Origin of the sequence: Salinibaculum rarum (assembly GCF_030505615.1) — an archaeon.
Classification (GTDB): Archaea; Halobacteriota; Halobacteria; order Halobacteriales; family Haloarculaceae; genus Salinibaculum; species Salinibaculum rarum.
The window spans coordinates 2,422,948-2,445,878 of the sequence record NZ_CP129992.1 but is presented as its reverse complement, the minus strand read 5'-3'; the positions used below and the strand labels follow the sequence as shown (position 1 = coordinate 2,445,878).

The following is a 22,931-nucleotide window of genomic DNA, read 5'->3' as shown; positions in this document are numbered from 1 at the left end:
GTCGTATCAACTCATCCGACAGGAAAAAGCCTTGCGGCCTGTCTGACTCCCGTCTCACACACGTCACACGCTTCAATCCTGTCGCCTGGCGCTCCTCTCTAAGGATTAGCGGAATCTCCAACGCCACCGGTCACAACTCGAACAGATGTTACCGTTCTGGCTTTTCGTCGGATTCTGTCACCCGGTCGTAGACGTCCACGATGCGCTCCCGTATCCTGTCCATCGGGACGCCAGCCCGACTTGCCATCGCCAGCGCTCCACCCATTCCGACGCCTTCCTTTGCTTCACCTGCTTCGTAGGCGGCCATCGCCGGATGATCGGTGCCATCGAATCCCGGGTCCGTGGCCGTCACATCGACGTTCAGGTCCGCCGCCAACTCGTCGACCCCAGCGCTCGCGTCGTCTGCGACAAACGAAGTCGTGGCAAGTGAGAGTTCCCGTTCGAGGCCAGCGTGCCGAACCAGGGCAATCACGGCGAGCATCTGTGTCCCGCCCGCGAAGGTCACTGCAGTGTCCGTCTCGGTCGCCCCGCGTGCGAGCCCAGCGGCGACTGCCAGCACCGGGTCGCCCATCCGACGAACAGCCCGCTTTGGCTCGCCGGCCGCTCCGCCGTCGTCGAGTGAACTGGCCGCCAGCCCCTCGGAGACGACCGCTTCCTTTTGCTCGAGTGGGTTCTCCGGTAACGACGAGGAGACAGACGCCCGCTCGCCGAGCGCTCGCAACACGCCCAGTGCCGTCGTCGTTCCGCCGGGGACCGTCTCGGCGAGAAACAGTTCGTCGTCAGGAATCGCTCGGCCGAACTGCCGGGCGGCCTCGTATGCACCCGGTGCCGTCGGCACAGGGTCTTCGTCGCGAATGTCCCCGCCCGGCCTCGCTCCGACGGTCACTGTCGGCGCTCCGCTTGGCTCTGCCAATCCTCCGTCGACCACGGTCAGGTCGAAGCCCAGTTCTTCGCGGACGGCGCGGGTCATCACGGCCGGCGTCGGACACCCCGACGGGCTCACTGGCACCACCGGGGACCGGACGGGCGTGCCGTACTCGACGATTTCCGCGTCCGCACTCGGCGTGTGCACCATCGCGTCCGGGTTTGCTCCCGCTGCACTGATTCCCTCGATTGTCGCCGTCTCCGTCGTCCCCGCGACGAGTACGACTCGTGTCACGCCCCTTCCTCCAGACTCCGACAACTGACTGTGCGTACACTCATGTGCGTCTGTGACTACCGTCGCTGTCGCGTAAAAAGTCGCTCGTCTGCTGGCCGCTGCCCACCCGCAACGTCAGCCGTTCCGGAAAATCCCCTGCGACTCGCGATACCGGTCTATCGGCCCGGTCGTTTCGATGGCGTCCCGTATCCAACTCTCGTTGGTTCCGGAGTGGGCTTCGACAACGGCGGTAAACTCCGAGACCGACACGGGACCTTCGCGCTCGTTTATCGCCCGAAAGACATCGAACAGCGTGTGCTCTCCGTTGCTTCCGGTCCGGACGCTTGCGTCGATGGCATAGAGGAGGCGGGCGCCTTTCGTGTAGTCGACGGATTCATTGTCCCACGTCGACGGTGACGCCAGTGCCACATCGTGGTAGTCCGGAACGCCATCGAGGCGCGCTCTGATGTCGCGGTCAGTGACCGGTCCGTACTGTTCTTGCATCGCACGATACGTGAGATATTCCGCACTGGCCTCTCGAAACCACGTCATCTCTGACTCGAGCGTGAACGTCTGCCGGGCGTGGAAGAATTCGTGCAGCCAGACGCTGCCAACGTTGCCGTCCCAGAACGCCTCGATGGTCACGTAGCCGGTCCCATCAGCGTACGACAGGCCGCTGTAGGGCAACGCGTCTGGCGCCGCGACCAGCGTGACCGCTCGCTGGTCCGAATTGAGGGCGTATGGCGACAGAAATTCCGAGATGAAATGCGCTTTTCGTACAGGGTCGACATCCCGACTGGCCGGGACGACGACTCTCACTGTGGCTTCACCGACCTGCCTGGTTGAACTGGTCGTGTTGCCGACGAGTACTCGGTCGCCGACTGGGACGACACTGTCAGAGTCGACGTTTTCGCCTTCCTCGAGTGCCGGCGGTAACGCCGACCGGTCGATGAACGCCCAGCCATTGTCCGAGTCGCTCAACTCAGACGAGACGCCGTCGACGACGAACCCCCTGGTCTCGCCCGTCTCGGTGGTATACGTGACTGTGACAGTCGTGTCACCCCAGACATCGACGACGGTGGTCTGTGTCTCTTCGGCTCCAAGGCCCAAGACGCTCGTATTGAGGCCGCCGACGAGGGCGACGCCGAGAATTATTACGACGGCGGCCACGCCAACACCAACGACGACTGTCTGAGCATGTCGGCCGTCACGGCCGAGCACAGCGCGCTCGTCGTCGGTCATAGTCTACTCCCAGAAGTGGCGTCTCGATAATAAGCGTACCGTCGCCAGTAACGCGCTCGTTGTCGTTCGGACAGAATATGCGCGGGACCGGATTTGAACCGGCGGACCCCTACGGGACAGCGTCCTAAGCGCTGCACCTTTGGCCTGGCTCGGCTACCCGCGCGCACTCTACTGTTCCGCCGACCCGCCCATGAATCTGCCGCTTGCACTTTCACTCGGTGGCAAAAATTAATATACGGGCCTCATACCTTGCCGACTTCTGCGCTGCAGACACTTCGCGCAGAATACTCGACGAAATGATTTACTTTAAGTAACTAACCGGGACAACACCCGCTCAGAACGCATGCAGCGGGCAGCGCTCTGTCTCGTTGCTGTCCTCGTCCTCCTGGCGGGTTGTTCCGGGGGAATGGGTGGGGGTAGCGACGCGACGTTGACAGCGGCATCGCCAGCCAACGGCACAGGAGCCAACTCGACGCTCATGATTACCGGCGCAGGAACCCCGCCGACGGTCCTCGAAGGGAACTCAGTTACGCTGAACGTGACTGTCGAAAACATCGGGGACCAACCGACAACCCAGAAACTAGCGGTTACGGCGGGAGATACCACACTCGCGGACCGGCGCGTGGAAGTCGAGCCGGGCGAGACTCGGCAGTTCTCGCTGTCGAACCCGAACACGTCAGCGTTGGATTCGGGAACGCAGACGCTTGTCATCTCGACAGCCACTGACTCGATAGAGCACAGTCTCGCTGTGAAGTCGCGTGACCCGCTCGAACAGTACGTCGATGCGGTGCGGAATCGAACGCTGGTCGTACAAAACTCACGTCTCGTCGGGCCGGATTACGTCCAATTGACCTTCGCTAGCGACGAGAATCACATCGACGAGTACCGTGCTGGCTCAGCAATGCCGGTCCCGCAGGCTGCCGCCTTCGAGATGGCAAATAATTCGCAGGCTCCGGAGTGGGTGACGCTGACGCTCGCAGGGCAGATCGAGGAACCGCGATGGCAGTCGACACTTTCGAAGTCACTCGCTGAACGCTATGCCAACCAGACGCTTTCTCCTGCCGAGTTTCGGACTGAGTTAGACGAGAACTCCATAGGGTACGAATCGCAGTTCGACCCACGATTCTATCCTGAAGAGTTCACCTACGCAACCGGAGACCGCGCTCGAAAGGCGTACGTCGAGGAGTTGGCACGGCGACTAAACGACTCCAAACACGGCAATCTGACTGTCGCCGATTACGGACTGTTCAACGAGAGTATCAGTATCCCCGAATCCACAGAAACGCTCGGGCCGAACGCGTCTATCTATGTCGAGTTTGAAATCCCACGAGAAGAGGAACAAATGGATTACCGTGGCTTCAGTTCGACCGACGGCGGAGTGAGAGTGTTCGAGACTATTTTCAAATGGGGGAATCTCTCACATTCAGGGAAGCACGGGGAAGTTCCTGAGAGTGTCCGACTCCAGTTTCGAAATTCCGATGGACAAGTCCACCAGACCTGGGACATCCCTACCGGCTGGGCACAGAAAGGTGCTGGTGGCGGTGTGGATGGAGTAGTCGAAGTGTATAAGCAGGTCACGTTCTCGTCTCTTGGAAAACACTACAATACTCCTTAAATATCGCTCCGCTCCCACTCGTAGGTGAATATCTCGTACCGATACTTCTTCGAAGCGGACTGCCAAAGTGGTACCGAACCTGTAAACTCCCTAACTTTGTATTGTGTGTTGTAGTGAGGAGTTACGTCGGTAGCGGTTCTAGGAGGATTCTTCCCAGATTCGGTCACAGTTTCAGTGTAGGTTCTGGTTTCGTAAACCGGCCGAGTGATCTTCTCCGTCCCGATTACCCCCCACACTCGCTCCATCGTCCGAGTTTGTCGCAACTCTGTTTTGACACACGTTCTCGGTCCAAAAATAGACATGTACTCGACACAGACTTGCTCTGTCCCAACTCGCCGCACTGTTTTCCAGCCATACGCCGGAGAGCGCCTGACAACCTCAGTTCCAACTTTGACACGTTTTGTTTTCGTCCGTGTTTCTGTCCACGTATAGTGGGTTAGCACCTTTCTCGTTGCCACGTAATCACCGTCCGCCGGAGGGGTGTCCTGCCAGCTTGTAGTGTACTTTTTGCCTGTTCCTACCTGTTGGTCAAGCGGACTGTGTGGCAGTGGAGATTTGTACGTCTGAGGGTCGGACTTCTCTATTACTTCGATAAGTTCGTAATTCTCTTTGTTGACTCTATTTTCTGTCGTTGTTGTTCCTGTAACTACCCGGTCTGTTCGCTCCCAGTTTACTCCCGGGCTTTCGAACTGTCGCTTCGTATTCACCTCGTAACTTGCACTACGTGGATTGATATACTCGTTCGACGAATCGAGAAATCCGGCACCTCGCTTACCGGCTTCCTTGTCGATGTCTTCTTTCAAATTGGGGTTCGTAATCGAGAGTGCGTCAACAGGGCCCGTGTTTGTATAGACTGAGGTGCGTGTTACTCCAGATACTCTTTGTAAATCCCTAACCTCGTTCTCGTCCAACATCGTGCCAGGACCACGCCCGTCAACGACACCGCGTGGCATGAGTATCTCGTAGGACTCGTCAGTCCGACGTAGCATGGAGGCGTATGCGTCCATGTCTCCGTTACTCGATGTGCCGTCGCTGGACTGGGTTACTTCGACGCCATGGGTCGCTGTTTCGCTGGTTCCAGTGGTGTCTATGGCACGAACCTGAAGCTCCCTCTGGCCCTGAGTCTCGAAATCGAGTGATAGCGTACTCTTTGCGTCGTAGCCATCGACATCCTCGCGAGTTCGTTCTGTCCCATTTACCATCCAGACCAGCGTTGCCAGCTCGTTGGTCCCAGCACTGACGTCTGCCTCGAAGGTGGCACTCGTTCCATCTTCGACAGCCGACGGTCCGGAAATCCTTACTGTCGGTGGTTCTGCTGAGTTCGCTGTAACGTAGAGTGTGTCCGATGCTGTCGCGCCGTCGTCGTCGACGACAGTCAACGTGGCGTTGTACGTCCCGTTTTGCTTGGTCTGAAACTGCGTCCGGGCACAGGTCGGACAGTCCGGGCGAATCGTGGTCCCGTTCGGTGTCGTAATCGTCCATCGGTACTCCTCGATACGCCCATCTGGGTCGAGTGACCCGCCGCCGTCGAGATACACCGTCGACCCCTCGACAACCTCTTGGTCGAGTCCTGCCGCGGCCAGCGGAGACTCGTTCGCGCTGACGATTCCAACACCCGTAACCGATGCCACAACAAGCAGTACCGCCACCAAAACCCCACGAAGCATGCGTTCTGCGTGGGGGATGGTCACGTCCTTGCCTAAATAATTTCGTCCTCGCTGTCCGAGTCGGAACTGCGCGCGGCAAAACTCTTTATTTCAGGCCGGCGTATCGCCGCCCGTGTATCGGGCGAGCGACCATGTGGACAACGAAGAGTACATCGAGGAGTTACAGGAGGCAGCCGACCGACTGGACCTCGGGACGGAGGCGCGTTCGCGGGCGGAGGACGTGTTTCTTTCGAATCTCCCGGAGTCCTCGCGCTCGAAGCGAGCGACCGTCGCCTCGTCGCTGTACGTCGGTGCGCTGGTGGCCGGCGACCAGCGGTCACAACGGGCTGTCGCCGACGCTGTCGGTGTCTCTCGACTGTCCGTACAGCAACGCTGGAAGGAACTGCTCGAAACCGTCGGCTTCGACGCGCCGGACTGGTAACTACTGTTCTTCGGTCGTCACTGGACGACCGTCGCTGTCGGGGGTCAGATTCCCGTGTTCGTCGATTTCTCCGCGGACGATACGCGTCGAGGAGATGACGTCGCCGTCCTCGGCATAGACGTGGTCGACGACTTCGATGTCGAGTTCGTCGTGCCCGCGTTCGCGGCGAATCTCGTTGATGCGCTTGCCGCCGGTCTCGGTTTCCGGGGAGACGACAAGCACGTCGAACTGCTCTTCGCTCGCGATGCCGGTCGGCTCTGACAGCTCCCGAATATCGAACGAGCGGTCGTGTTCCGCTGCATACTCGCTGAGTTCGGCCTCGAGGTCACGCTTTCGTTCCTCGAAGGACCGAACTTTCCTGTCTTCGTGGCGGGTTCTGGGAGCGAGCCTGTCACTCGTCAACCCAACCGTAACATCACCAAGTTCGAATGCCCGCTCGAACAATGCTCGGTGACCGTCATGTAGCGGGTCGAACGTCCCTCCCAGCGCGACCTTCATACCAGCCGCCACGGTGCGTTAACGTTTAGAATCTTCGACTCTCCCCGTCGGGTCTCAATCACGCGACAGACTCACTCCGCTCGTTCGTCTTCGACCGTGATCGTCACTGGTCCCTCGTCGGACTCTGCGTCGGCGGGCGTCGCCTCGTCGTCGAACTGACTGTCGAGCTTGCAGACGGCGTTGAGCTGGGCCTGTACGTCACTGACGACGGCCCCGACCAGGTCGCTCGGCGCGATGGCGCTGTACTCGTAGGGGTTGTTCCCCGCGCCGTCGCTCTCGCGTTTCTGTCGCTCGACGGTCTCTTCCTCGTGAAGTTCCGCGAGTGCTTCTCTGACGGTGCTCGGGTAGAGTCCCGTCCCATCGGCGACCTCGTCGCTCGTACTCTGTGGATGCTGTCTGAGATACACGTAGATACGGGCCCGCGTCTCCGTATCGAGGAGCCAGCCGAGAACGTCTACGACCCCGTCGTCGAACTGCTCGATCGCCCTGTCGGCCTCGCGTTCGATGCGCTGGCGAACGTCTCCCGTCGACCCGTCTCCGGCGGCGTCGACACTCCCCTCCGTCTCGTCAGATTCTGACGTATCATCCGCAGACATACGTTGCTTCTGTAAGGTCGAAAGCGACACCCCGATAAAAACCCTTGGCTCCCCGTCTCTCTGGGCGTATACTCGACTCAGATTGACCGTTAGAACAGACTGTGGGCGTTCCTATCGCTTTTCGAGGACCAGCGACTGACAGAGCTCGTCGACGCCCTCCTCGTCTCGCAGCCGCCGCTGCCGTGTCGCCCCGCTTTCCCGGTCGTAGAGGTCACGGAGGCCGGACACGCCAAGTCGGGACGTCTCCCGGTTGACTAGCTCTCCCAGGCCGAGCGTCGTCTCGAAGTCCGACCCGAGCAGTCGCGCGTCCTGACCGTGGCGAATCGCCCGCCACTTGTTCTCGTCGAGCAGTTCCCGCCGATGGTCTGTGCCACTCTCGCCGTCGTCGTAGCGTGCGCTCAGGTCTTCGACGAGCGCGTGGACGTACTCGACGAACGCGAGGACGCGGTCGGGGTCTTTCTGGCCGTCTGGGGCTCGCACTTCGACGGTCCCGTGGCCAGTGTGGGGGCGGACGTCGTACCAGAGTTCGCCCCGGTCGCGAATCGAGTCCGTCTCGAGCATCGTCTCCTCGAAGCGGGCGAAGTCCTCGTAGGAGTCGAAGGCCGTCGGGACGCCGGTGTTGGGGAGTGCCTCGAAAATCTTTGCGCGTGCCGACTGGAGGCCGGTATCGAAGCCACACCAGTACGGCGAGTTCGCCGAGAGCGCGAGCATGAGCGGGAGATACCACCGCAGTTCGTTGGCAATCCAGACGGCCTTATCGGCGTCGTCGACACCGACGTGGACGTGCAGACCCGCCGTCGTGTTGCGGTGCTGGGGGTACTGGATGCGGTCGAGCTGGGCCTGATACCGGGGTTTGGTCGCGTGGGCGAGTTCGCGCCAGTCCGCCTCGGGGTGAAGTCCGGCGGCGGCGATGTCGAAGCCGTGTTCGCGAGCGTGGTCTATCAGGGCGTTTCTGACGGCGAGTAGTTTCTCCCGTGCGTCCGAGAGCGATTCGATGAGCGGCGTCTGTGTCTCGATGACACACTTAAACAGTTCGTGGTCGAGCCTGTCTTCCAGAATCTCGGGCGGCTCTGACTCGTAGACGAGTTCGTCGGTGCCAGCCGTCGGTCTGGCACGCTCGTCGACGACGTAAAACTCCTCCTCGATACCAAGCGTCCCCATCCGGGTGAAGTTCTCGGCAGCGCCGCCTTCCATCTCGCTTCTGCTTGTTTGTCCCGCGGCTAAAGTATTCTGGATACGCACCTGTCAACTGCTGTCCGTTTCGTCCGCGTCCTGGCACGACCCGCGCCACACGCCCGGTTCGACGAACGCATCGGAGTGGCGCCCCCGGTTGCGCTCGGCCAGGCGTTGCCACTCCCGGAGTCCCGTCTCGACGTCCTCGCCGGGAATCCCTATCTGTTCACCGAGTGCGACCAGTTCACGCGGGGCACGCAGTTGCAGGTGATTCGTTGCCCCGGCACTGACGACGTAGGGGGTGTCGTAGTGTGTTACTAGTTCGTGCAGTTTCCGCAGGCTGCGAATCGCCTGGACGCGCTGTCCGCCATCACGGCGGAGAACCCGAGCAAAGGAAAGTTCCACCCGGACGCCGTTCGCGGCGGCCTCTCGGGCGAGCACGTGGTTGAAATCCCCGTCGCCGACCATCGGGTGTGCGAGTACGTCGACGGCCGCTTGTTCGACGGCAAAGCGGTTCATCTTCGGGTCGCCGCCGTGGATGGCGACGATGGTCTGGTTCTCGCGGTGGTTCCCGACGAACCCGCTCGCCCGCGAGGGGTCGTCGGCCCGGACTTCGACGCCGGTGACGAGGTCGATGCCGTACTCGTCGCTGATGGCCTCGGGGTCGTAGGATGCGGGGCTGTCGCCGTGGTTGGCAACGACGATGCCGTCGTAGCCGTAGTCGCTGGCGGTCAGTGCCATCCGGGCGACGGTGCTGTCGCCGTCGGGGAGGGCGTGGACCGCCTCGTACATCACAGTTCCTCGATGGCTTCCTGGGCGTTCTCGATGGCTGACTCGCGTTTCGCCGGGTACGCTTCGACTTTCCCGCGAAGCGTGATGCCGTCGCCGAGTGCCACCTCACCGTTGTACGCGGCTTGCTTGTCCAGCGTCAGGAAGAAGGCACAGTTCTCGTTGACGCGCTCGTCGAGTTCCGCCTGTACTCTGTCGAGTTCGTCGGCACCGAGGTCGCCGAGACTGTCGAGGACCGTCTGCATCTCCCGGCTTCGCTCGACGCGTGCCGAGAGGACGAGGATTCTGTCGCCGTAGTGGCCCGCCGACTCGGCGCGCTGAATCTCGAACTCTTCGGGGAGAAACGTCCGGAGAGCGTCCTCGACCCGTTTGTCGTCCTCGGTGACATAGCAGAACGCGCGGAGGTCGAAGTAGTGAAACGGAATCGAGGACATCGTCACCTACTCCTCGGCCGCTTCGAGGTTGTCCTCGGGCACGCCCTGCTCGTTGCCGTCCTCGAAATCGACGGTGTAGGTCGCGTCCCCGAACATCGTCTCCATCACCTGCGTGACGGTCCCCGTTTCGCCGTCGTACTCGCTGTGTTCGTCGTTGAGGATTACCTCGTCGTCTTCTTCGAATGTCATACACCGCGGTAATCGATGATTCGACAAAAAGGGACTGATTCGGTACGTGGGCGAATCGCCCGGTCCAGGTCGAAGGCTTTTATCGCCGACGCTCGAATCTCGCGACATGATGCAGCGCGTTCGCTTTACGTCCGGGTCGGCCTCGCAGGCGCAGTCTCGGATTCAGCCGCGACGATGACGTCCCTCGACGACCTCTGGTATCTGGCCGACGAGGCCGCCCAGCAGGCCGAGCAGACCTACCACGACCTGCAGGACCGATACGAGGAGACGCTGACCTTCGAGACGACGAAATACGTCTCCCGTCCTCGGTTCCGAACCGTCGCCAGCCGAATCCAGGAAAACGGCGCGCCGTACGGCGCACATACGCTGGTCACTCGCCCGTCCGACCAACTCCTCCTCGTCCGTCACGCCGGCGTCGGGATGTGGGTCCTGCCCGGCGGGGAGACAGAAGCGAGCGAGACGTTCCGGGAGGGTGCAGAACGCGAACTCGAAGAGGAAGCGGGAGTCACTGCCGCCTACGATGGGATGGGATTGCTCGGTTCTGTCCAGTTTGTCAGCGGCGACCACTCGACGTGGGGTGTCCTCCCCGTTTTCGAGGCGACGGTCCACCGCGAGAGCGACGACCCGACGGTCGCCGACCCGGACGACGAAATCACGGCCGCTCAGTGGTTCAGCGACCTGCCTGAAGATACGCGTGACCGGGAACAACTCAGGCGGTGGCGCGACCGACGCAGCGACTGACTACTCTTCTACGGTCCCTCGGAGAACCTTCGCGGCGACGAGAATCGGGTCCCACACGGGGCTAAAGGGCGGCGCGTAGGCCAAATCGAGCCGTTCGAGTTCCGCGACGGTCATGTTCGCCTCCAGTGCCGTCGAGAGCGTGTCGATGCGGATGGCGGCGCGGTCTTCGCCGACGATGCTGCCACCGAGCACCTGTCCCGTCTCGCGGTCGGCGGTCAGGTGGACAACAGTCTCCTCGTTGCCCGGATAGTAGCCCGACCGGGACCCGGTCGTGACCGTTTCCGAGACCGGGTCGAATCCGGCCTCCCGCGCCCGGTCGTGGTCGATGATTCCGGCTCGGCCACACTCCAGTTCGAACGCCTTCACGACGGCTGTCCCGGCGATATCGCCGATTGGCTCGGGGTCGCCGGCGATGGTCTGTCCGATGGCTCGGCCGGCCCGGTTGGCAGTCAGTCCGAGTGGCACCCAGTCGTAGTCGCCGGTGACCGCGTGTCGCATCTCCGCGCAGTCGCCGGCGGCAAAGATTCGGTCCGCGGTGGTCTGCCCGAAGTCATCGACGGAGATGGCGCCCGACTCCCCGACCATGACGTCCGTCCCGTCGACGATACCCGTGTTCGGTTTGATGCCGATGCCGACCAGGGCACAGTCGACCGCCGTGGACCCGTCTTCGGCGACGACTTCCTCGACGTGGTCGGTGCCGGACAGGTGCTCGACTTCCGTCCCGAGATGCAGTGTGATTCCCTTCGCTTCGAGTCGTTCGGCGACGGCCTCACCAACGGGTTCGCCGAAGGGCGGCAACACCTGCTCCGAGCGCTGAAAGAGGTGAATATCGAGGTCGTGGGCGTGGAACGCCTCTGCCATCTCGACACCGACGTAGCCGCCGCCGACGATGGCGACGGTCTCCGGCGGGACCATATCTGCGTATTTCTCGACGAGCGACGTATCCACGAACTCGTTGTCGATGCCGTGGTCCTCATCCGGGTCGGTGAGGTACGCCCGGATTGCGGCCGCCGAGTCCATGTGATGGAGCGTGAACGCACCGTCTAAGTCCATGCCGTCGAAGGGACCGGTGACGGCGCGTGCCCCGGTCGCCACGAGGAGGTCACCGTAGGCCTGCCTGACTGTCTTCCCGACGCGTGTGTTGTACGTGACGTACTGCTCGTCGGTGTTGACGCCGGTCACCTCGTACTGTCGGCGCAGGTCGATGCCCCGCTCCTCGATCTCCTCCGGCGAGAGCGACAGCATGTCGGTCTGGGAGTCGACCTCGCCTTTGATGTAGTAGGGCATCCCGCAGTGCGCAAAGGACACCCACTTGTCTTTCTCGAAGACGATGACCTCTCGGTCGGGGTCCTCGCGTTTGCACTTGCTTGCGGCGCTCAAACCGGCCGCGTCACCGCCGACGACGACGAAGGGGTCGGACATACACCCATCATGACGGGGCGGGCACCTAAGGGTTGAGTATCCACCCGCCACTCGTCTCCGAACACTTCCGTGAGTTCGCGGCCGGAAATCAGATTACGAGTCTTCGTCGACGACGTCGACGCCGTGGCTCACGCCGTCTTGCTGGTCGGCCTGCATCCGGCGGAGCGTGGCGCGTGCCTGCGAGGCGTCGTAACCAAACAGGACCGACTCGGCGTACTCGTCGGCCACCTCGACGGCGTGAATCAGGTTGTCGATGTCTACGTCGACTGCGTAGAGTTCGATACTGACTGGCTTCGGCAAGCGGTCGACGAAGCCACTCGCGATGACCTCGACCCAGTAGGTCGTCGTGTACGCCATGTCGTACAGCGGAACGACGAACTCGTCGACGTACTCCGCGAGCGCGTCGATGTCGAGCCCACTGCGCTCGTAGAGGTGCCCCTCGTAGGGGTCCGGATAGAGCGTGAGATAGAGGTCCCCCGGAATCAGTTCGCGGGCCTCGGCGACGAACTCGGTGATGACACTGGCGCGCCACTCCTGTCTGTCCTCGTACTCGCTGTCGGCGAACCGCTCGTTACAGCGGTCACAGTGACAGTACTCCGGGCGCGCAAAGCCGACATCGTCCAGGCGCACGTCCGGGTAGTCGCTGGCGGCGCTTTCGACCATTTCGAGGATTCCGCGCCGGTACTCCTCGTGGGTCGGGCAGACGTAGTCCCAGTCGAAGTAGGTTCGCTCGCGGGTCGCGAGGTCACCCTCGGCGCTGACCGACGCCACGTCGGGATTCCCCTCGACAGCGGCGTTGTCGCCGAAACAGGAAATCATGTTGATACCGTTGGTGACCGGTTCGGTGGCGCGGCCGGTCACGTCTTTCATCTCGTAGAACGCCCGGTCGAACCCGTCCCAGGAGAGCTCTGGCTCGTTTCGCGTGACGACGCCGTACATGCGACCCACTAACGGCTGGCGGGTACGTAAGGCGTTCGAGAGAAGGTGATTGAGGTGCGATACGTCCGGCGGGTCGGGACCGTCTATTCGCTTTGCGTGAACTTGTACGCGAGGACGATTGCGACCAGAGCGACGACCAGTTTGAGCTTCTTCGACATCACTTGACAGAACGAATCGCTGGCGTATAGTTTTTCCGGGGAACGGTCAGACACTCAGGCGATGTCGCGGCTGGTGTCGACCGAGACTTCCTCGACGAGGTCGAGTTTGATGATGTCCGAGGGAGCGCGGCCGCCACGGAACTTCGGAATCGCAAGCTGGTTTTTCACCTCGTCGCCGGTCGCGTCGGTCTGCAAGTCAAAGACCACGTCGGCGAAGTGCTCTGTCGTGTCCCGGAGTGGCGGCACCGACCGCCCGTCCAGACAGTGCAGGATAGCCAGACTATCGGTGTTGAAAATGTGATTCTGGAGGTCGTTCATGAAACTCCGGAATCGCGATGGCGGCTCCTGGGATTCGAGGACGTCGAGCGGGTCGACGATGAGATTCGACGTCTCGGGGAGGGCGCTGATGAGTTTCCCGGCGTTGTCGAGCGGTGCCTCCCCCGAGATGTGTCGCACCGTCGGGTCACCCGTCTCTGCGGGCGTGTTCTCCATGCTCATCGTCACGGCCTCGGCGGTGCGGTCGAGCGAGAGCCACAGCGTCCCTCTGGTTGCGGTGAGTTCGTAGAGAAATAGCTCGGCCTGGCTCGCGGGATGGGCCGTCAGCGCGACCATACTGCCGGCTGGTATCCCCCCGTCGAGCTTGCGGTCGAGCACGTCTATCCCGGTCCGCAACCGGTTTGTCATGCCAGTAAGAAATATCGGCTACCCCCCGTTAAATATTCCGCCTTAATTATCGTCAGCGAATACGGAACCTCCAGACGAAACGCGGGTTTGGCGGCGAGTATTGCGCAGATTGGGGGATTCTTGCCGGCCAGCAGAATCTATCAGTTCTGCTATCGAACGGCAGGCGAGCCGAAAGTTCGGGTCCGACAGGACGGCCCCGGCCGGGCTGTCGGCGACGCGTTCGGTCACTGCCGAGTCGGTCGGCGACGAGACGGCGTCTGCATCTGGCCCCCGAATCAGCGTCGCACACACCGAAGCGTCCAGTCGGGCAGCGACGCGTGCGGTCTTCGCTGCGTCCGATAGCGACTGGGGCGTATCGGTCGTCACCAGCACCGTCCTGTCACTCGCCCGGAGCGGCACAGTCGCGTCTTCGCTCGCGCCCGCGGGACAGTCGACCAAGACCGGGCCGTGCCACTCTGCGAGGCGGGCCAGTGCTGTCGCAGTCGCCGCGGCCTCTCCTGCCGGGACGATGGCAACACCGGGTGCATCCGGTGGCTGCTGGCAGACACACTCGACGTGTGCCCCGGCCGCGAGGTCGTCCGCATTTGGCACCGCCCTTACGTCGGTCAGGATGTGCAGGTCCGGCATACCCACGTCGGCATCGACGACGAGTGGGTCCGCGCCGCGCGACGCGAGCGCGCGAGCGACGCCGACTGCCGTTGTCGTCTTCCCACAGCCACCTTTCCCGCCTGCGATTGCGAACATAGGGGGAGTGGTCGGCAATTCGTTGATAAATGCTGGGGCGGTCCGGGAGATTCAAGAGCGTCCGGGACGCCCCTTCGGGCAATGCGGCAGGACCACATCATCAGCGCGAAACACCTCGCACGGGAGGACATCGAGGCGGTTCTCGACCGTGCGAGCGCCATCGCCGACGACCCCGCGGCGTACAGCGAGCGCCACGCCGGCACCCTGCTGGGGCTCATGTTCTACGAACCCAGCACGCGGACGAAAATGAGTTTCAGCGCCGCGATGAAACGCCTCGGCGGCGACATCGTGGACATGGGACCGGTCGAGTACTCGAGCGTCCAGAAAGGTGAGAGTCTCGCCGACACCGTCCGCGTCGTCGAGGGCTACGCCGACGCGCTCGTGCTCCGTCACCCCAGCGAGGGGTCCGCGAAGATGGCCACCGAATTCGTCGACGTCCCGCTCATCAACGCCGGCGACGGGGCCGGACAGCACCCGACCCAGACGCTGCTCGACCTCTATACTATCCGCGAGAACGCCGGCCTCGACGACCTGACGATAGGCATCATGGGCGATTTGAAGTACGGTCGAACCGTCCACTCGCTGGCCTACGCGTTGACGAACTTCGATGCGAGCCAGCACTTCATCAGCCCCGAGAGCCTCAAACTCCCGCGGAACGTCCGGTACGACCTCCACAAGGCAGGGTCGTCTATCAAAGAGCACACACAGCTCGACGAGATTCTGCCGAGTCTCGACGTGCTCTACGTCACGCGCATCCAGAAAGAGCGGTTCCCCGACGAGAACGAGTACCGCGAGGTCGCCGGCGAGTACCAGATCGACACCGACACACTGGCGGCGGCAAGCGACGACCTGACCGTGATGCACCCGCTGCCGCGCGTCGACGAAATCGAACACGACGTCGACCAGACAGACCACGCGACGTACTTCCAGCAGGCACACAACGGCGTCCCCGTGCGGATGGCGCTGCTCGACCTGCTGCTTGGAGGTGACCAATGACTGATAAAGAAGCCCTTCGGGTCAGCAAAATCGAGAACGGAACCGTCATCGACCACGTCTCCGCCGGCCAGGCGCTGAACGTCCTTGCTATCCTCGGCATCGACGGCCGGGGCGACGACGTGCTCTCTATCGGGATGAACGTCCCCTCGGACCGACTGGGCCGCAAAGACGTCGTCAAAATCGAGGGCCGGGAACTCTCACAGAGCGAACTGGACGTCCTCTCGCTGGTCGCGCCCGCGGCGACCATCAATATCATCCGCGACTACGACGTGGTCGACAAGAACCGCGTCGAGCGGCCCGACGAGGTTACCGGCGTGCTGAAATGCCCCAACCACAACTGTATCACGACCGAGGACGAACCGGTCGCCTCCCGGTTTGACGTCCTCGACGACGGTGTCCGCTGTGAGTACTGTGACACCATCATCCGGGAGGACCTCGCCGCACACATTCTGGTCTGACCGGTCCTCCGTCACTCACGCGCGGACGCCTCGCTCACGAACCGTTCTGTGAAAGAAAACTGCCGCGATTCGGGAGTTACTCGTCGATCTCTTCGGCGAGTTCGTCGGCGTCGATGTCGGCGTCCTCGAGCGCTTCTTCGAGGTCGACGTCGCCACCGCCCATGCCGCCCATACCGCCCATCATACCGCCCATGCCCATGCCGCCGCCGAGCTCTTCCTGGACGATGATGCGGTCGATGTCGAGCAGGTCGGTGAGCTGCTGGGCGATCTGCTGTTTGCCCATCATCCACTGCTGGTTCATCGAGAGCTGCGGCGTCGCCTCGATGTAGAGGGTCTCTTTCTCGACTTCGACGGTCTCGAACTCTGGTTCTGCGTCCTCGTCTTCCTCCTCGTCGTCTTCGTCCTCGACGAGTTGCTCTTCTTCGACGGTGTCGGTCTCGAACCAGACGTCGAGTTCCATGTCGAGCATCATCGAGATGATGCCCTGGGCCTTCTCCTCGCGGTCCTCGACTTCTTCGATGACTTCGTACTCGTACTCGATGTCCTCACCGGCCAGCGGGTGGTTGAAGTCGACGCGCGCGCGGCCACCGATGATGGTCTCGATGAAGCCCTGCTGCTGGTCAATCTGGACCTGGGCACCGGGGTAGCGGTCGTCCTCGGGAATCTTGTCCTTGCTGACGGTGCGGACTTCCTCGTCGTCGTACTCGCCGAAGGCTTCCTCGGCCGGGACGACGACACTGCCGGAGTCGCCGACGTCCTTGCCGACGATGTCGTCCTCGACGGATTCGAAGATGTGGCCCTGGCCGAGGACGATGGTCCGCGGAGCGAACTCCTGGTCCTCGGTGTCGACGTCTTCTGCTTCGGCGACGTCCTCGTCGGTCGTGTCCACGAGGTCGCCGTCCTCGACGGTGCGGGCAGTGTAGGCGAGTTTGATGAAATCGTCTTCCTGAAGCCCGTCTACCTGCTCGTTCTCGGTCTCTTCGTCCGCTGTCTCGTCGTCGGCCGCCGTGGCCTCGGAGTCGTTGCTCATACCGTCTCTCTCTGTCGTTGCACTCTTAAGCACAACGTTTCGCCCCGGTCAGACGACCCACCCAGCGCGGACCGTTTCCGGCCGCTTTTGTCGAATGCCCACGTCTCAGGCCGTATGTACGAGGTCGAACTGAAAGTTCGGGCCGACCACGAGGATGTCCGAAAACGACTCGAAGAGGCGGGGGCGACCCGCGTCGGGACCGTCGAACAGGCTGACGTCTACTACGACGCGCCCGACCGGAACTTCGCCGAGACGGACGAGGCGCTGCGCGTCCGGACCGAACGGAGCGATGAAGGCACCGAAACCAGACTCACCTACAAGGGACCACTCGTTGACGAATCCTCGAAGACCCGCGAGGAGGCGAAAACACCCGTTGCGGACAGCGAAGAACTCGAAGCCATCTTGGCCGGCCTTGGCTACGAACCCGCTGCGGAGGTTCACAAGGAGCGAACCCGATTCCGGATTCGGGAGTACACCGTGACCCTCGACTCCGTGGACGGACTCGGCGAGTTCGTCGAAGTCGAGACGGAGGTCGAAGCGGACATCGACGCCGCTCGCGACGGCGCACGCGACGTGATGGAAACGCTCGGCCTCGACCCCGACGAGCAGATTCGCACCTCGTATCTGGGCCTGTTGCTCGAAGAAGATGCTTCTGAGTAATTCTTTTGTACGCTGTGGTTACCGAAAGGTATAGACCCGGTGCTTACAAAGCGAACTGACAATGACAGAGCGGAATATCCACGTCCAGAAAGCCGCCGGGCGGGCGGTAGAGGACCAGAATGTCGAAATCGTCGAGCGGAAGGGTGTCGGACACCCGGACTCTATCTGTGACGGCGTCGCAGAGACCGTCTCGAAGGCGCTCGCGCAGGCGTATCTCGACCGGGTCGGCACAGTGTTGCACTTCAACACCGACGAGACGCAACTGGTCGCCGGGTCGGCCGCGCCGGCCTTCGGCGGCGGCGAGATGCTCGAACCAATCTACCTGCTTATCGTCGGGCGCGCGACCAAGCGCTACGAGGGCGAGCGTATCCCCGCGGAGACCATCGCACTCAACGCCGCCCGGGAGTACCTCGACGAGACGTTCCCCGAACTGGACGTCGGGTCGGACATCATCGTCGACGTGCGACTCGGCGAGGGCAGCGGCGACCTCCAGGAAGTGTTCGGCGAGGACGGCGCGGTCCCGATGGCAAACGACACCAGCTACGGGGTCGGCCACGCACCCCTCTCCGAGACCGAACAGATCGTCTACAACACCGAGCGCCGTCTCGACACCGAGTACGGCGAGAGCCATCCCGAAATCGGGCAGGACATCAAGGTCATGGGCAAGCGCGAGGGCGACCACATCGACGTCACCGTCGCCGTTGCGATGATAGACCGATACATCGACGGGATGGAGGCATACCAGGAAGCCGTCGAAGGGGTCCGTGAGTACGTGACGGGGCTGGCCGAGGAGTACACCGACCGCGACGTGACCGTCCACGTCAACACGGCCGACGACTACGACGAGGGCTCTATCTACCTGACGACGACCGGGACCAGCGCCGAACAGGGCGACGACGGCTCGGTCGGCCGTGGCAACCGTGCCAACGGCCTCATTACGCCGAACCGGCCGATGAGTATGGAAGCGACGAGCGGGAAGAATCCGGTCAACCACATCGGGAAAATCTACAACCTCCTCTCGACGGAGGTCGCACAGACCGTCGCCGACGAGGTCGACGGCATCCGACAGCTCCAGGTTCGCCTGCTCAGCCAGATCGGCCAGCCGATCGACAAGCCCCACGTCGCCGACGCGGAGGTCGTCACCGTCGACGGTGTCACCGTCGCGGACATCGAGGCCGACATCGAAGCGGCAATCGACGAGGAACTGGCCGACGTGACCGAACTGACAAAGCGCGTCATCGAAGGCGAACTCTCGACGTTCTGAGGGCTCGAAGCGAACGAAGCCTGTTTATCTCCGCCTGCGCAACGACGGAGCATGCATCCGCCGGGTGCCGACACCGTTCTCGTTCGGCACGGTGAAATCGGCACGAAAAGCGAACAGGTCGGCCGGAAGATGGAGGGGCAACTCCGGGACAACGTCGCGGCGATTCTTTTCGACCGCGGGTTCGACGACCGCGTCGAGCGCGAGCGAACGCGCCTGTACGTCCGCTCGGATAGCGACCGCATCGAGGCGGTGACCGACGCGGTGACCGACACGTTCGGTGTCGTCTCGGCGAGTCCCGCCGTTCGAACGGACCCGACACTCGATGCCATCTCGTCGTGTCTCGCCGAGACTGCACGAGAAGTGTACACCGGTGGCACCTTCGCTGTCCGGGCACGGCGGGCCGGACAGACCGGCGCACATCCCTTTTCGAGCAAGGAACTAGAAGAGGAGGGCGGCGCGGCAGTCTGGCGGGCTGCTGAGGCTGCTGGTCTCGATCCGGTTGTCGACCTGGACGACCCGGACGTGACGTTTTTCGTCGAATGCCGGGCCGAGGATGCCTACGTCTTTCTGGAGAAACGCGACGGGCCTGGCGGATTGCCCTACGGGACACAGCGGCCAGTCGTCGCACTCGTCAGTGGCGGCATCGATTCGCCGGTGGCAGCGTGGGAGATGATGCGCCGGGGCTGTCCAGTCGTCCCGCTGTATGTCGACCTCGGCGAGTACGGCGGTCCCGACCACCGTGCCCGCGCCGAATCGACGGCCGAGGCACTCGCACGGTACGCGCCGAGTGGGGACCTGTCGCTGCGAGTCGCACCGGGGGGAGAGGCAGTCCAGGCAATCGTCGATGCCACGGAGAAACATCGGATGCTCGTTCTCCGGCGGTTCATGCTTCGCGTCGCGGCGGCCGTGGCCGACGGGGCGGGCGCCGTCGGCATCGTGACTGGCGAGGCAATCGGCCAGAAATCGAGTCAGACGAGCGCGAATCTCCGGGTGACCAGCGCCGCGACGGACCTTCCAGTCCACCGCCCCCTACTGACACTCGACAAATCGACGATTACGGAACGTGCACGGAACATTGGGACCTACGACGATGCGACGATACCCGCAGGCTGCAATCGGGTCGCACCCTCCTACCCGGAGACAGCCGCTTCGCTTGCCGAAGTCCGGGAGGTCGAACCAGCAGATATCGATTCGCTCGTCCGCGAAGCGGCGAGTGCCGTCAAAAAATAACCCCCAGCGAGACAGCGTGTCGCGCTCGGGTTACCGCACGAAGTCCGAACGGGGGGCCTCTCTCCCCAGGCAGTGCCGTTCAACACTCCGACACTGGCGAGCACACGACGGTAGCGCCGAACCACATGTGGTGTCAGAGGCACAGGTGCTGTCTACCCTCGCATGCTCGCCAGTCCAGGCCCAGTGTGCCCCGGGCCCAAGATGGCCTTCTACCGCATCGGTATATATGCCAACCGCCCGGGAGAATCCCCGGACGGTGACGATTCTGTATCGACTGACTCCGAGAGCGATTCAATCTCCGAGGAAATATACGCAGACAGAGGGGAATCAGGACGCGGTAATTTTTTCAAGTGATGGTATACATATAAAATCTATCTCAAACTAGCTTTGATACCCTCTATTGTGGTCCAACATCTATTTTCTACTGCTCTACGTTTTGATGATAGTCACACGTCGGGGTCGGCACGTCAATGTAAGAAGTATATATTAAACAAAAATAAGTAAATGATGCCGGCCAGAACAATCGACCAATGGTGCCGTCTGTCTCGGAAATCGAAGAGCTAGTAATCAAGCGGCATGACTTTCTCGACGCACTCGACGACAGTCCTGCAACCAAGCCCGAACTCGTCGACCGGCTGAACACGTCGCGTTCGACAGTCGACCGCGCCATCGACGACCTGGAGCGGTGCAACTTCGTTTCTCGCCCGGACGACCGATACCAGCTAACCATGGCCGGAAAAGCCGTCCACGAGCAACACCAGTCGTATCTCGACGACCTCCAGCCTATCCAGCAGGCACTGGAGGTTCTGGCGATGTTGCCACCGGACGTTCCGTTTTCCTTCGATTTGCTCGAAGACGCGCGGGTCCGGCGAGCGGAGTCACACGACCCCCACCAGCCACTCGAACTGGCAGCAGAGACCATGTCGAGGGCAGCGCAGGTCAAGACGCTCAGTCCCGCGGTTTTTCCGAGATGCGTAGAGGCTATCAAAGAGTGGGCAAACGACGGGAAGACGGTCGAGCTGGCCGTTCCCGAAGACGTACTGGACACGATGGCCGACCGCTATCGGGACGAACTATCGTCGCTCGAAGGGCCCGGGCACAGTCTCTACGAACTCCCAACGGCGCCGCCGTACACACTCTGGATTGCGGAGACGGCAGACGAAAAGTACACCGGACTGATGCCAAACGCCGCGACGGGTGTCCAGGGACTCATCGTCACCGATAACGACGACGCACGCCAGTGGGCCAGCGAGCAATACGAGTCGTATCTCGAACAGGCGACGCCAGTAGAGCGACTCGAGGGACGAGCGTAACCGCCTTTTATCACGCCCGTCTCGGTCCGTGTATGACCCGGGTCTGTCTGGTCGGTGACGACGACGTCAATCTCCGGTACGAGTTACTCTCGCGTGAAACGTCCCGGAACGCGCTCGTCACCTACGACCTCCGGGAACCCTTCGAGAACGCTATCGGCATCGAGACGGTCAGCCTCGGTGCTGCCGTGGCCCTGCTCAACGACCTCGACTGGTATCTCGTCCGCTTCGTCGAGGAAGCGCTCGTCCTCGAACCGTCGATTAGCGACGACGAGTGGCTCTCACGGGACCTCGCGGCGAGAATCCGAGCGGACGAAGCCGACGAAGAAACCATCGACCGGTATCTCAAAGTCTACGGTATCGACCACCCCGGCGCGGACGAGACCGACGCCGAAGAGTCGACTGAATCTGGCGGAACAGAGGATGAGTCGAACGCTGTAGACGAGACGGCCGAGCCAACACAGGACCGTCCGCCGCGGCTCGTCGAACCGATGCTGGTCGCCCGGACCGGCGAGATGATTCCCGAGTACGACCTGCGGGACGTCGATGAAACACTCGTCGTCCGCCTCACCGAATCCGAGTTCGACGCCTAGCTACGCCTCGAACATCCCGGTGGACATGTACCGCTCCCCCGAGTCCCAGAAGACTGTCACGACCAGCGGGTCCTCGATATCGCCGCGCAGGTCCTCGGCGACGCGTTTTGCCGCGACAAGCGACCCACCGGAGGACTGGCCGACGAGAATGCCTTCCTCGTGAGCGAGGCGGCGACACTCCTCTTCGGCCTCCTCGATGGTGACCGTCTCCACGCTGTCCAGCAGGTCCACGTCGAGGTTCTCGCTGACGAAGCCCGGGCCCATGCCCTGGAAGTCGTCGTCGCTCGGTTCTCCACCCGAGAGGACGGCGTTGTCAGCGGGTTCGACGGCGACGATGTCCATTTCGGGGAACGCCTCGCGGAGTCGGCGACCGATGCCCGTTATCGTGCCGCCAGTGCCGACGCCGGCGACGAGTGCGTCGACGGTCCGGTCGCCGACTTGCTCGACGATTTCGGGACCGGTCGTCTCGTAGTGCGAATCGGGGTTTGCGGCGTTCTCGAACTGCCGCATCTGGACGTAGCCGTCCTGTTCGTCGAGTTCGTCGGCGCGCTCGCGACAGTCGCTTATCGTCCCCTCGATGAGTTCGAGGTCGGCGCCGTAGGCTTTCATTATCTGTCTGCGCTCGGGCGATTTCGAGGCGGGCATGACGAGGGTTACGTCGTAGCCTTTCGCCGCCCCGACCATCGCGAGTCCGATACCGGTGTTCCCGCTCGTCGGCTCGACGATGGTGTCGTCCGGCGATAGCTCGCCGCGCTCTTCGGCCGCTTCGACCATCGCCATCGCTGGCCGGTCCTTGGCTGACCCGCCCGGATTGAACGACTCGACTTTCGCGGCTATCGTCGTTCCCTCGGGTGACTCGACGGCGACCAGCGGAGAACCGATAGTGTCGAGGATACTCTCGTCCATTGGCGAGGCGTATGCCACGCCCGTTTAAACTCTG

General features: G+C 62.3%; 26 protein-coding genes and 1 tRNA gene. 10 read left to right on the top strand and 17 right to left on the bottom strand.

What is annotated here, in order from left to right:
* Positions 1–148: 148 nt before the first annotated feature.
* From cobT to QYL91_RS12710, 3 genes are all read right to left on the bottom strand, one after another.
* Positions 149–1,159, bottom strand: coding sequence for a nicotinate mononucleotide-dependent phosphoribosyltransferase CobT (cobT, locus tag QYL91_RS12720; protein ID WP_302080871.1), 1,011 nt, complete (start codon positions 1,157–1,159; stop codon positions 149–151).
* Positions 1,160–1,273: 114 nt separating this feature from the next.
* Positions 1,274–2,380 (bottom strand): hypothetical protein, encoded by a 1,107-nt coding sequence (locus QYL91_RS12715; RefSeq protein WP_302080870.1) that lies wholly within the window; start codon positions 2,378–2,380, stop codon positions 1,274–1,276.
* 78 nt (positions 2,381–2,458) lie between these two features.
* Positions 2,459–2,543 (bottom strand) — tRNA-Leu (locus QYL91_RS12710).
* 180 nt (positions 2,544–2,723) lie between these two features.
* Between QYL91_RS12710 and QYL91_RS12705 the strand changes: the two genes are divergently transcribed.
* The gene (locus QYL91_RS12705; protein ID WP_302080869.1) at positions 2,724–3,995 is read left to right on the top strand and encodes a hypothetical protein; all 1,272 of its coding nucleotides are present in this window, start codon (positions 2,724–2,726) and stop codon (positions 3,993–3,995) included.
* Here the strand turns inward: QYL91_RS12705 and QYL91_RS12700 are convergent.
* Positions 3,992–5,686, bottom strand: a complete 1,695-nt coding sequence (locus QYL91_RS12700) for a PKD domain-containing protein (RefSeq protein WP_302080868.1) — start codon at positions 5,684–5,686, stop codon at positions 3,992–3,994. The genes QYL91_RS12705 and QYL91_RS12700 overlap by 4 nt on opposite strands.
* An 88-nt stretch (positions 5,687–5,774) precedes the next feature.
* On the opposite strand from QYL91_RS12700, the gene QYL91_RS12695 reads away from it, so the two are divergent.
* A complete protein-coding gene (locus tag QYL91_RS12695) occupies positions 5,775–6,083 on the top strand; it encodes a transcription initiation factor IIB family protein (protein ID WP_302080867.1) in 309 nt (102 codons plus the stop codon).
* Here QYL91_RS12695 and QYL91_RS12690 read toward each other — a convergent pair whose 3' ends face one another.
* The 6 genes from QYL91_RS12690 to QYL91_RS12665 all read right to left on the bottom strand — a co-directional run bounded on the left by QYL91_RS12690 (position 6,084) and on the right by QYL91_RS12665 (position 9,762).
* Positions 6,084–6,581: a phosphopantetheine adenylyltransferase gene (locus QYL91_RS12690; protein WP_302080866.1), complete on the bottom strand. Its 498-nt coding sequence runs from the start codon at positions 6,579–6,581 to the stop codon at positions 6,084–6,086.
* A 71-nt stretch (positions 6,582–6,652) separates the two neighbouring features.
* Positions 6,653–7,177 (bottom strand): helix-turn-helix domain-containing protein, encoded by a 525-nt coding sequence (locus tag QYL91_RS12685; RefSeq protein WP_302080865.1) that lies wholly within the window; start codon positions 7,175–7,177, stop codon positions 6,653–6,655.
* A 111-nt stretch (positions 7,178–7,288) separates the two neighbouring features.
* Positions 7,289–8,371 (bottom strand): glutamate--cysteine ligase, encoded by a 1,083-nt coding sequence (locus QYL91_RS12680; RefSeq protein WP_302080864.1) that lies wholly within the window; start codon positions 8,369–8,371, stop codon positions 7,289–7,291.
* 51 nt (positions 8,372–8,422) lie between these two features.
* Positions 8,423–9,142: an RNase P subunit p30 family protein gene (locus tag QYL91_RS12675; protein WP_302080863.1), complete on the bottom strand. Its 720-nt coding sequence runs from the start codon at positions 9,140–9,142 to the stop codon at positions 8,423–8,425.
* Positions 9,142–9,573 carry an RNA-binding protein gene (locus QYL91_RS12670; protein ID WP_302080862.1) on the bottom strand — a complete coding sequence of 144 codons (432 nt, stop codon included), beginning with the start codon at positions 9,571–9,573 and terminating at the stop codon, positions 9,142–9,144. The genes QYL91_RS12675 and QYL91_RS12670 overlap by 1 nt, the downstream gene beginning before the upstream one ends.
* A gap of 6 nt (positions 9,574–9,579) precedes the next feature.
* Entirely contained in the window at positions 9,580–9,762 is a 183-nt protein-coding gene (locus tag QYL91_RS12665) for a DUF1918 domain-containing protein (RefSeq protein WP_302080861.1), read from the bottom strand.
* Between the two features lie 174 nt (positions 9,763–9,936).
* Here QYL91_RS12665 and QYL91_RS12660 point away from each other — a divergent pair, with 174 nt between their 5' ends.
* On the top strand, positions 9,937–10,503 hold the full coding sequence (locus QYL91_RS12660; RefSeq protein ID WP_302082866.1) for an NUDIX hydrolase: 567 nt from the start codon (positions 9,937–9,939) through the stop codon (positions 10,501–10,503).
* On the opposite strand, the gene QYL91_RS12655 is transcribed toward QYL91_RS12660, so the two are convergent.
* The 5 genes from QYL91_RS12655 to QYL91_RS12635 form a co-directional block, all read right to left on the bottom strand.
* Positions 10,504–11,925 (bottom strand): FAD-dependent oxidoreductase, encoded by a 1,422-nt coding sequence (locus tag QYL91_RS12655; protein WP_302080860.1) that lies wholly within the window; start codon positions 11,923–11,925, stop codon positions 10,504–10,506.
* A 93-nt stretch (positions 11,926–12,018) separates the two neighbouring features.
* Positions 12,019–12,864: a hypothetical protein gene (locus QYL91_RS12650; protein WP_302080859.1), complete on the bottom strand. Its 846-nt coding sequence runs from the start codon at positions 12,862–12,864 to the stop codon at positions 12,019–12,021.
* A gap of 83 nt (positions 12,865–12,947) precedes the next feature.
* Entirely contained in the window at positions 12,948–13,076 is a 129-nt protein-coding gene (locus QYL91_RS12645) for a hypothetical protein (protein ID WP_302080858.1), read from the bottom strand.
* Positions 13,077–13,706, bottom strand: coding sequence for an RAD55 family ATPase (locus QYL91_RS12640; RefSeq protein WP_302080857.1), 630 nt, complete (start codon positions 13,704–13,706; stop codon positions 13,077–13,079).
* A gap of 42 nt (positions 13,707–13,748) precedes the next feature.
* A complete protein-coding gene (locus QYL91_RS12635; protein WP_302080856.1) occupies positions 13,749–14,450 on the bottom strand; it encodes a MinD/ParA family ATP-binding protein in 702 nt (233 codons plus the stop codon).
* A gap of 81 nt (positions 14,451–14,531) precedes the next feature.
* Between QYL91_RS12635 and pyrB the strand changes: the two genes are divergently transcribed.
* Positions 14,532–15,446 (top strand): aspartate carbamoyltransferase, encoded by a 915-nt coding sequence (pyrB, locus tag QYL91_RS12630; protein WP_302080855.1) that lies wholly within the window; start codon positions 14,532–14,534, stop codon positions 15,444–15,446.
* Entirely contained in the window at positions 15,443–15,904 is a 462-nt protein-coding gene (pyrI, locus tag QYL91_RS12625) for an aspartate carbamoyltransferase regulatory subunit (RefSeq protein ID WP_302080854.1), read from the top strand. Before pyrB ends, pyrI begins: the two co-directional genes overlap by 4 nt.
* A 76-nt stretch (positions 15,905–15,980) precedes the next feature.
* Here pyrI and QYL91_RS12620 read toward each other — a convergent pair whose 3' ends face one another.
* Positions 15,981–16,934, bottom strand: a complete 954-nt coding sequence (locus QYL91_RS12620; protein ID WP_302080853.1) for an FKBP-type peptidyl-prolyl cis-trans isomerase — start codon at positions 16,932–16,934, stop codon at positions 15,981–15,983.
* A gap of 114 nt (positions 16,935–17,048) precedes the next feature.
* On the opposite strand from QYL91_RS12620, the gene cyaB reads away from it, so the two are divergent.
* From cyaB to QYL91_RS12595, 5 genes are all read left to right on the top strand, one after another.
* Positions 17,049–17,594 (top strand): class IV adenylate cyclase, encoded by a 546-nt coding sequence (gene cyaB, locus QYL91_RS12615; protein ID WP_302080852.1) that lies wholly within the window; start codon positions 17,049–17,051, stop codon positions 17,592–17,594.
* Positions 17,595–17,655: 61 nt separating this feature from the next.
* Positions 17,656–18,858 carry a methionine adenosyltransferase gene (locus QYL91_RS12610; protein WP_302080851.1) on the top strand — a complete coding sequence of 401 codons (1,203 nt, stop codon included), beginning with the start codon at positions 17,656–17,658 and terminating at the stop codon, positions 18,856–18,858.
* A gap of 51 nt (positions 18,859–18,909) precedes the next feature.
* Complete coding sequence (locus QYL91_RS12605; protein WP_302080850.1) at positions 18,910–20,088, top strand: tRNA sulfurtransferase; 1,179 nt, start codon at positions 18,910–18,912, stop codon at positions 20,086–20,088.
* A 530-nt stretch (positions 20,089–20,618) separates the two neighbouring features.
* The gene (locus tag QYL91_RS12600) at positions 20,619–21,401 is read left to right on the top strand and encodes a helix-turn-helix transcriptional regulator (protein WP_302080849.1); all 783 of its coding nucleotides are present in this window, start codon (positions 20,619–20,621) and stop codon (positions 21,399–21,401) included.
* Between the two features lie 32 nt (positions 21,402–21,433).
* Positions 21,434–21,991 carry a DUF5804 family protein gene (locus QYL91_RS12595; RefSeq protein ID WP_302080848.1) on the top strand — a complete coding sequence of 186 codons (558 nt, stop codon included), beginning with the start codon at positions 21,434–21,436 and terminating at the stop codon, positions 21,989–21,991.
* Here the strand turns inward: QYL91_RS12595 and QYL91_RS12590 are convergent, their stop codons facing one another.
* The gene (locus QYL91_RS12590; protein WP_302080847.1) at positions 21,992–22,897 is read right to left on the bottom strand and encodes a PLP-dependent cysteine synthase family protein; all 906 of its coding nucleotides are present in this window, start codon (positions 22,895–22,897) and stop codon (positions 21,992–21,994) included.
* Positions 22,898–22,931 lie beyond the last annotated feature (34 nt).

Bases quoted from the DNA above. Each gene is read 5' to 3' on its own strand.
- QYL91_RS12655 (WP_302080860.1), bottom strand. From the start codon at position 11,925: ATGTCCGACCCCTTCGTCGTCGTCGGCGGTGACGCGGCCGGTTTGAGC.
- QYL91_RS12590 (WP_302080847.1), bottom strand. From the start codon at position 22,897: ATGGACGAGAGTATCCTCGACACTATCGGTTCTCCGCTGGTCGCCGTC.
- QYL91_RS12705 (WP_302080869.1), top strand. From the start codon at position 2,724: ATGCAGCGGGCAGCGCTCTGTCTCGTTGCTGTCCTCGTCCTCCTGGCG.
- QYL91_RS12690 (WP_302080866.1), bottom strand. From the start codon at position 6,581: ATGAAGGTCGCGCTGGGAGGGACGTTCGACCCGCTACATGACGGTCAC.
- pyrI (WP_302080854.1), top strand. From the start codon at position 15,443: ATGACTGATAAAGAAGCCCTTCGGGTCAGCAAAATCGAGAACGGAACC.
- QYL91_RS12620 (WP_302080853.1), bottom strand. From the start codon at position 16,934: ATGAGCAACGACTCCGAGGCCACGGCGGCCGACGACGAGACAGCGGAC.
- QYL91_RS12665 (WP_302080861.1), bottom strand. From the start codon at position 9,762: ATGACATTCGAAGAAGACGACGAGGTAATCCTCAACGACGAACACAGC.
- QYL91_RS12595 (WP_302080848.1), top strand. From the start codon at position 21,434: ATGACCCGGGTCTGTCTGGTCGGTGACGACGACGTCAATCTCCGGTAC.
- QYL91_RS12650 (WP_302080859.1), bottom strand. From the start codon at position 12,864: ATGTACGGCGTCGTCACGCGAAACGAGCCAGAGCTCTCCTGGGACGGG.
- QYL91_RS12660 (WP_302082866.1), top strand. From the start codon at position 9,937: ATGACGTCCCTCGACGACCTCTGGTATCTGGCCGACGAGGCCGCCCAG.
- QYL91_RS12675 (WP_302080863.1), bottom strand. From the start codon at position 9,142: ATGTACGAGGCGGTCCACGCCCTCCCCGACGGCGACAGCACCGTCGCC.
- QYL91_RS12670 (WP_302080862.1), bottom strand. From the start codon at position 9,573: ATGTCCTCGATTCCGTTTCACTACTTCGACCTCCGCGCGTTCTGCTAT.
- QYL91_RS12715 (WP_302080870.1), bottom strand. From the start codon at position 2,380: ATGACCGACGACGAGCGCGCTGTGCTCGGCCGTGACGGCCGACATGCT.
- QYL91_RS12685 (WP_302080865.1), bottom strand. From the start codon at position 7,177: ATGTCTGCGGATGATACGTCAGAATCTGACGAGACGGAGGGGAGTGTC.
- QYL91_RS12680 (WP_302080864.1), bottom strand. From the start codon at position 8,371: ATGGAAGGCGGCGCTGCCGAGAACTTCACCCGGATGGGGACGCTTGGT.
- QYL91_RS12635 (WP_302080856.1), bottom strand. From the start codon at position 14,450: ATGTTCGCAATCGCAGGCGGGAAAGGTGGCTGTGGGAAGACGACAACG.
- QYL91_RS12605 (WP_302080850.1), top strand. From the start codon at position 18,910: ATGCATCCGCCGGGTGCCGACACCGTTCTCGTTCGGCACGGTGAAATC.
- QYL91_RS12610 (WP_302080851.1), top strand. From the start codon at position 17,656: ATGACAGAGCGGAATATCCACGTCCAGAAAGCCGCCGGGCGGGCGGTA.
- QYL91_RS12600 (WP_302080849.1), top strand. From the start codon at position 20,619: ATGGTGCCGTCTGTCTCGGAAATCGAAGAGCTAGTAATCAAGCGGCAT.
- pyrB (WP_302080855.1), top strand. From the start codon at position 14,532: ATGCGGCAGGACCACATCATCAGCGCGAAACACCTCGCACGGGAGGAC.
- cyaB (WP_302080852.1), top strand. From the start codon at position 17,049: ATGTACGAGGTCGAACTGAAAGTTCGGGCCGACCACGAGGATGTCCGA.
- QYL91_RS12640 (WP_302080857.1), bottom strand. From the start codon at position 13,706: ATGACAAACCGGTTGCGGACCGGGATAGACGTGCTCGACCGCAAGCTC.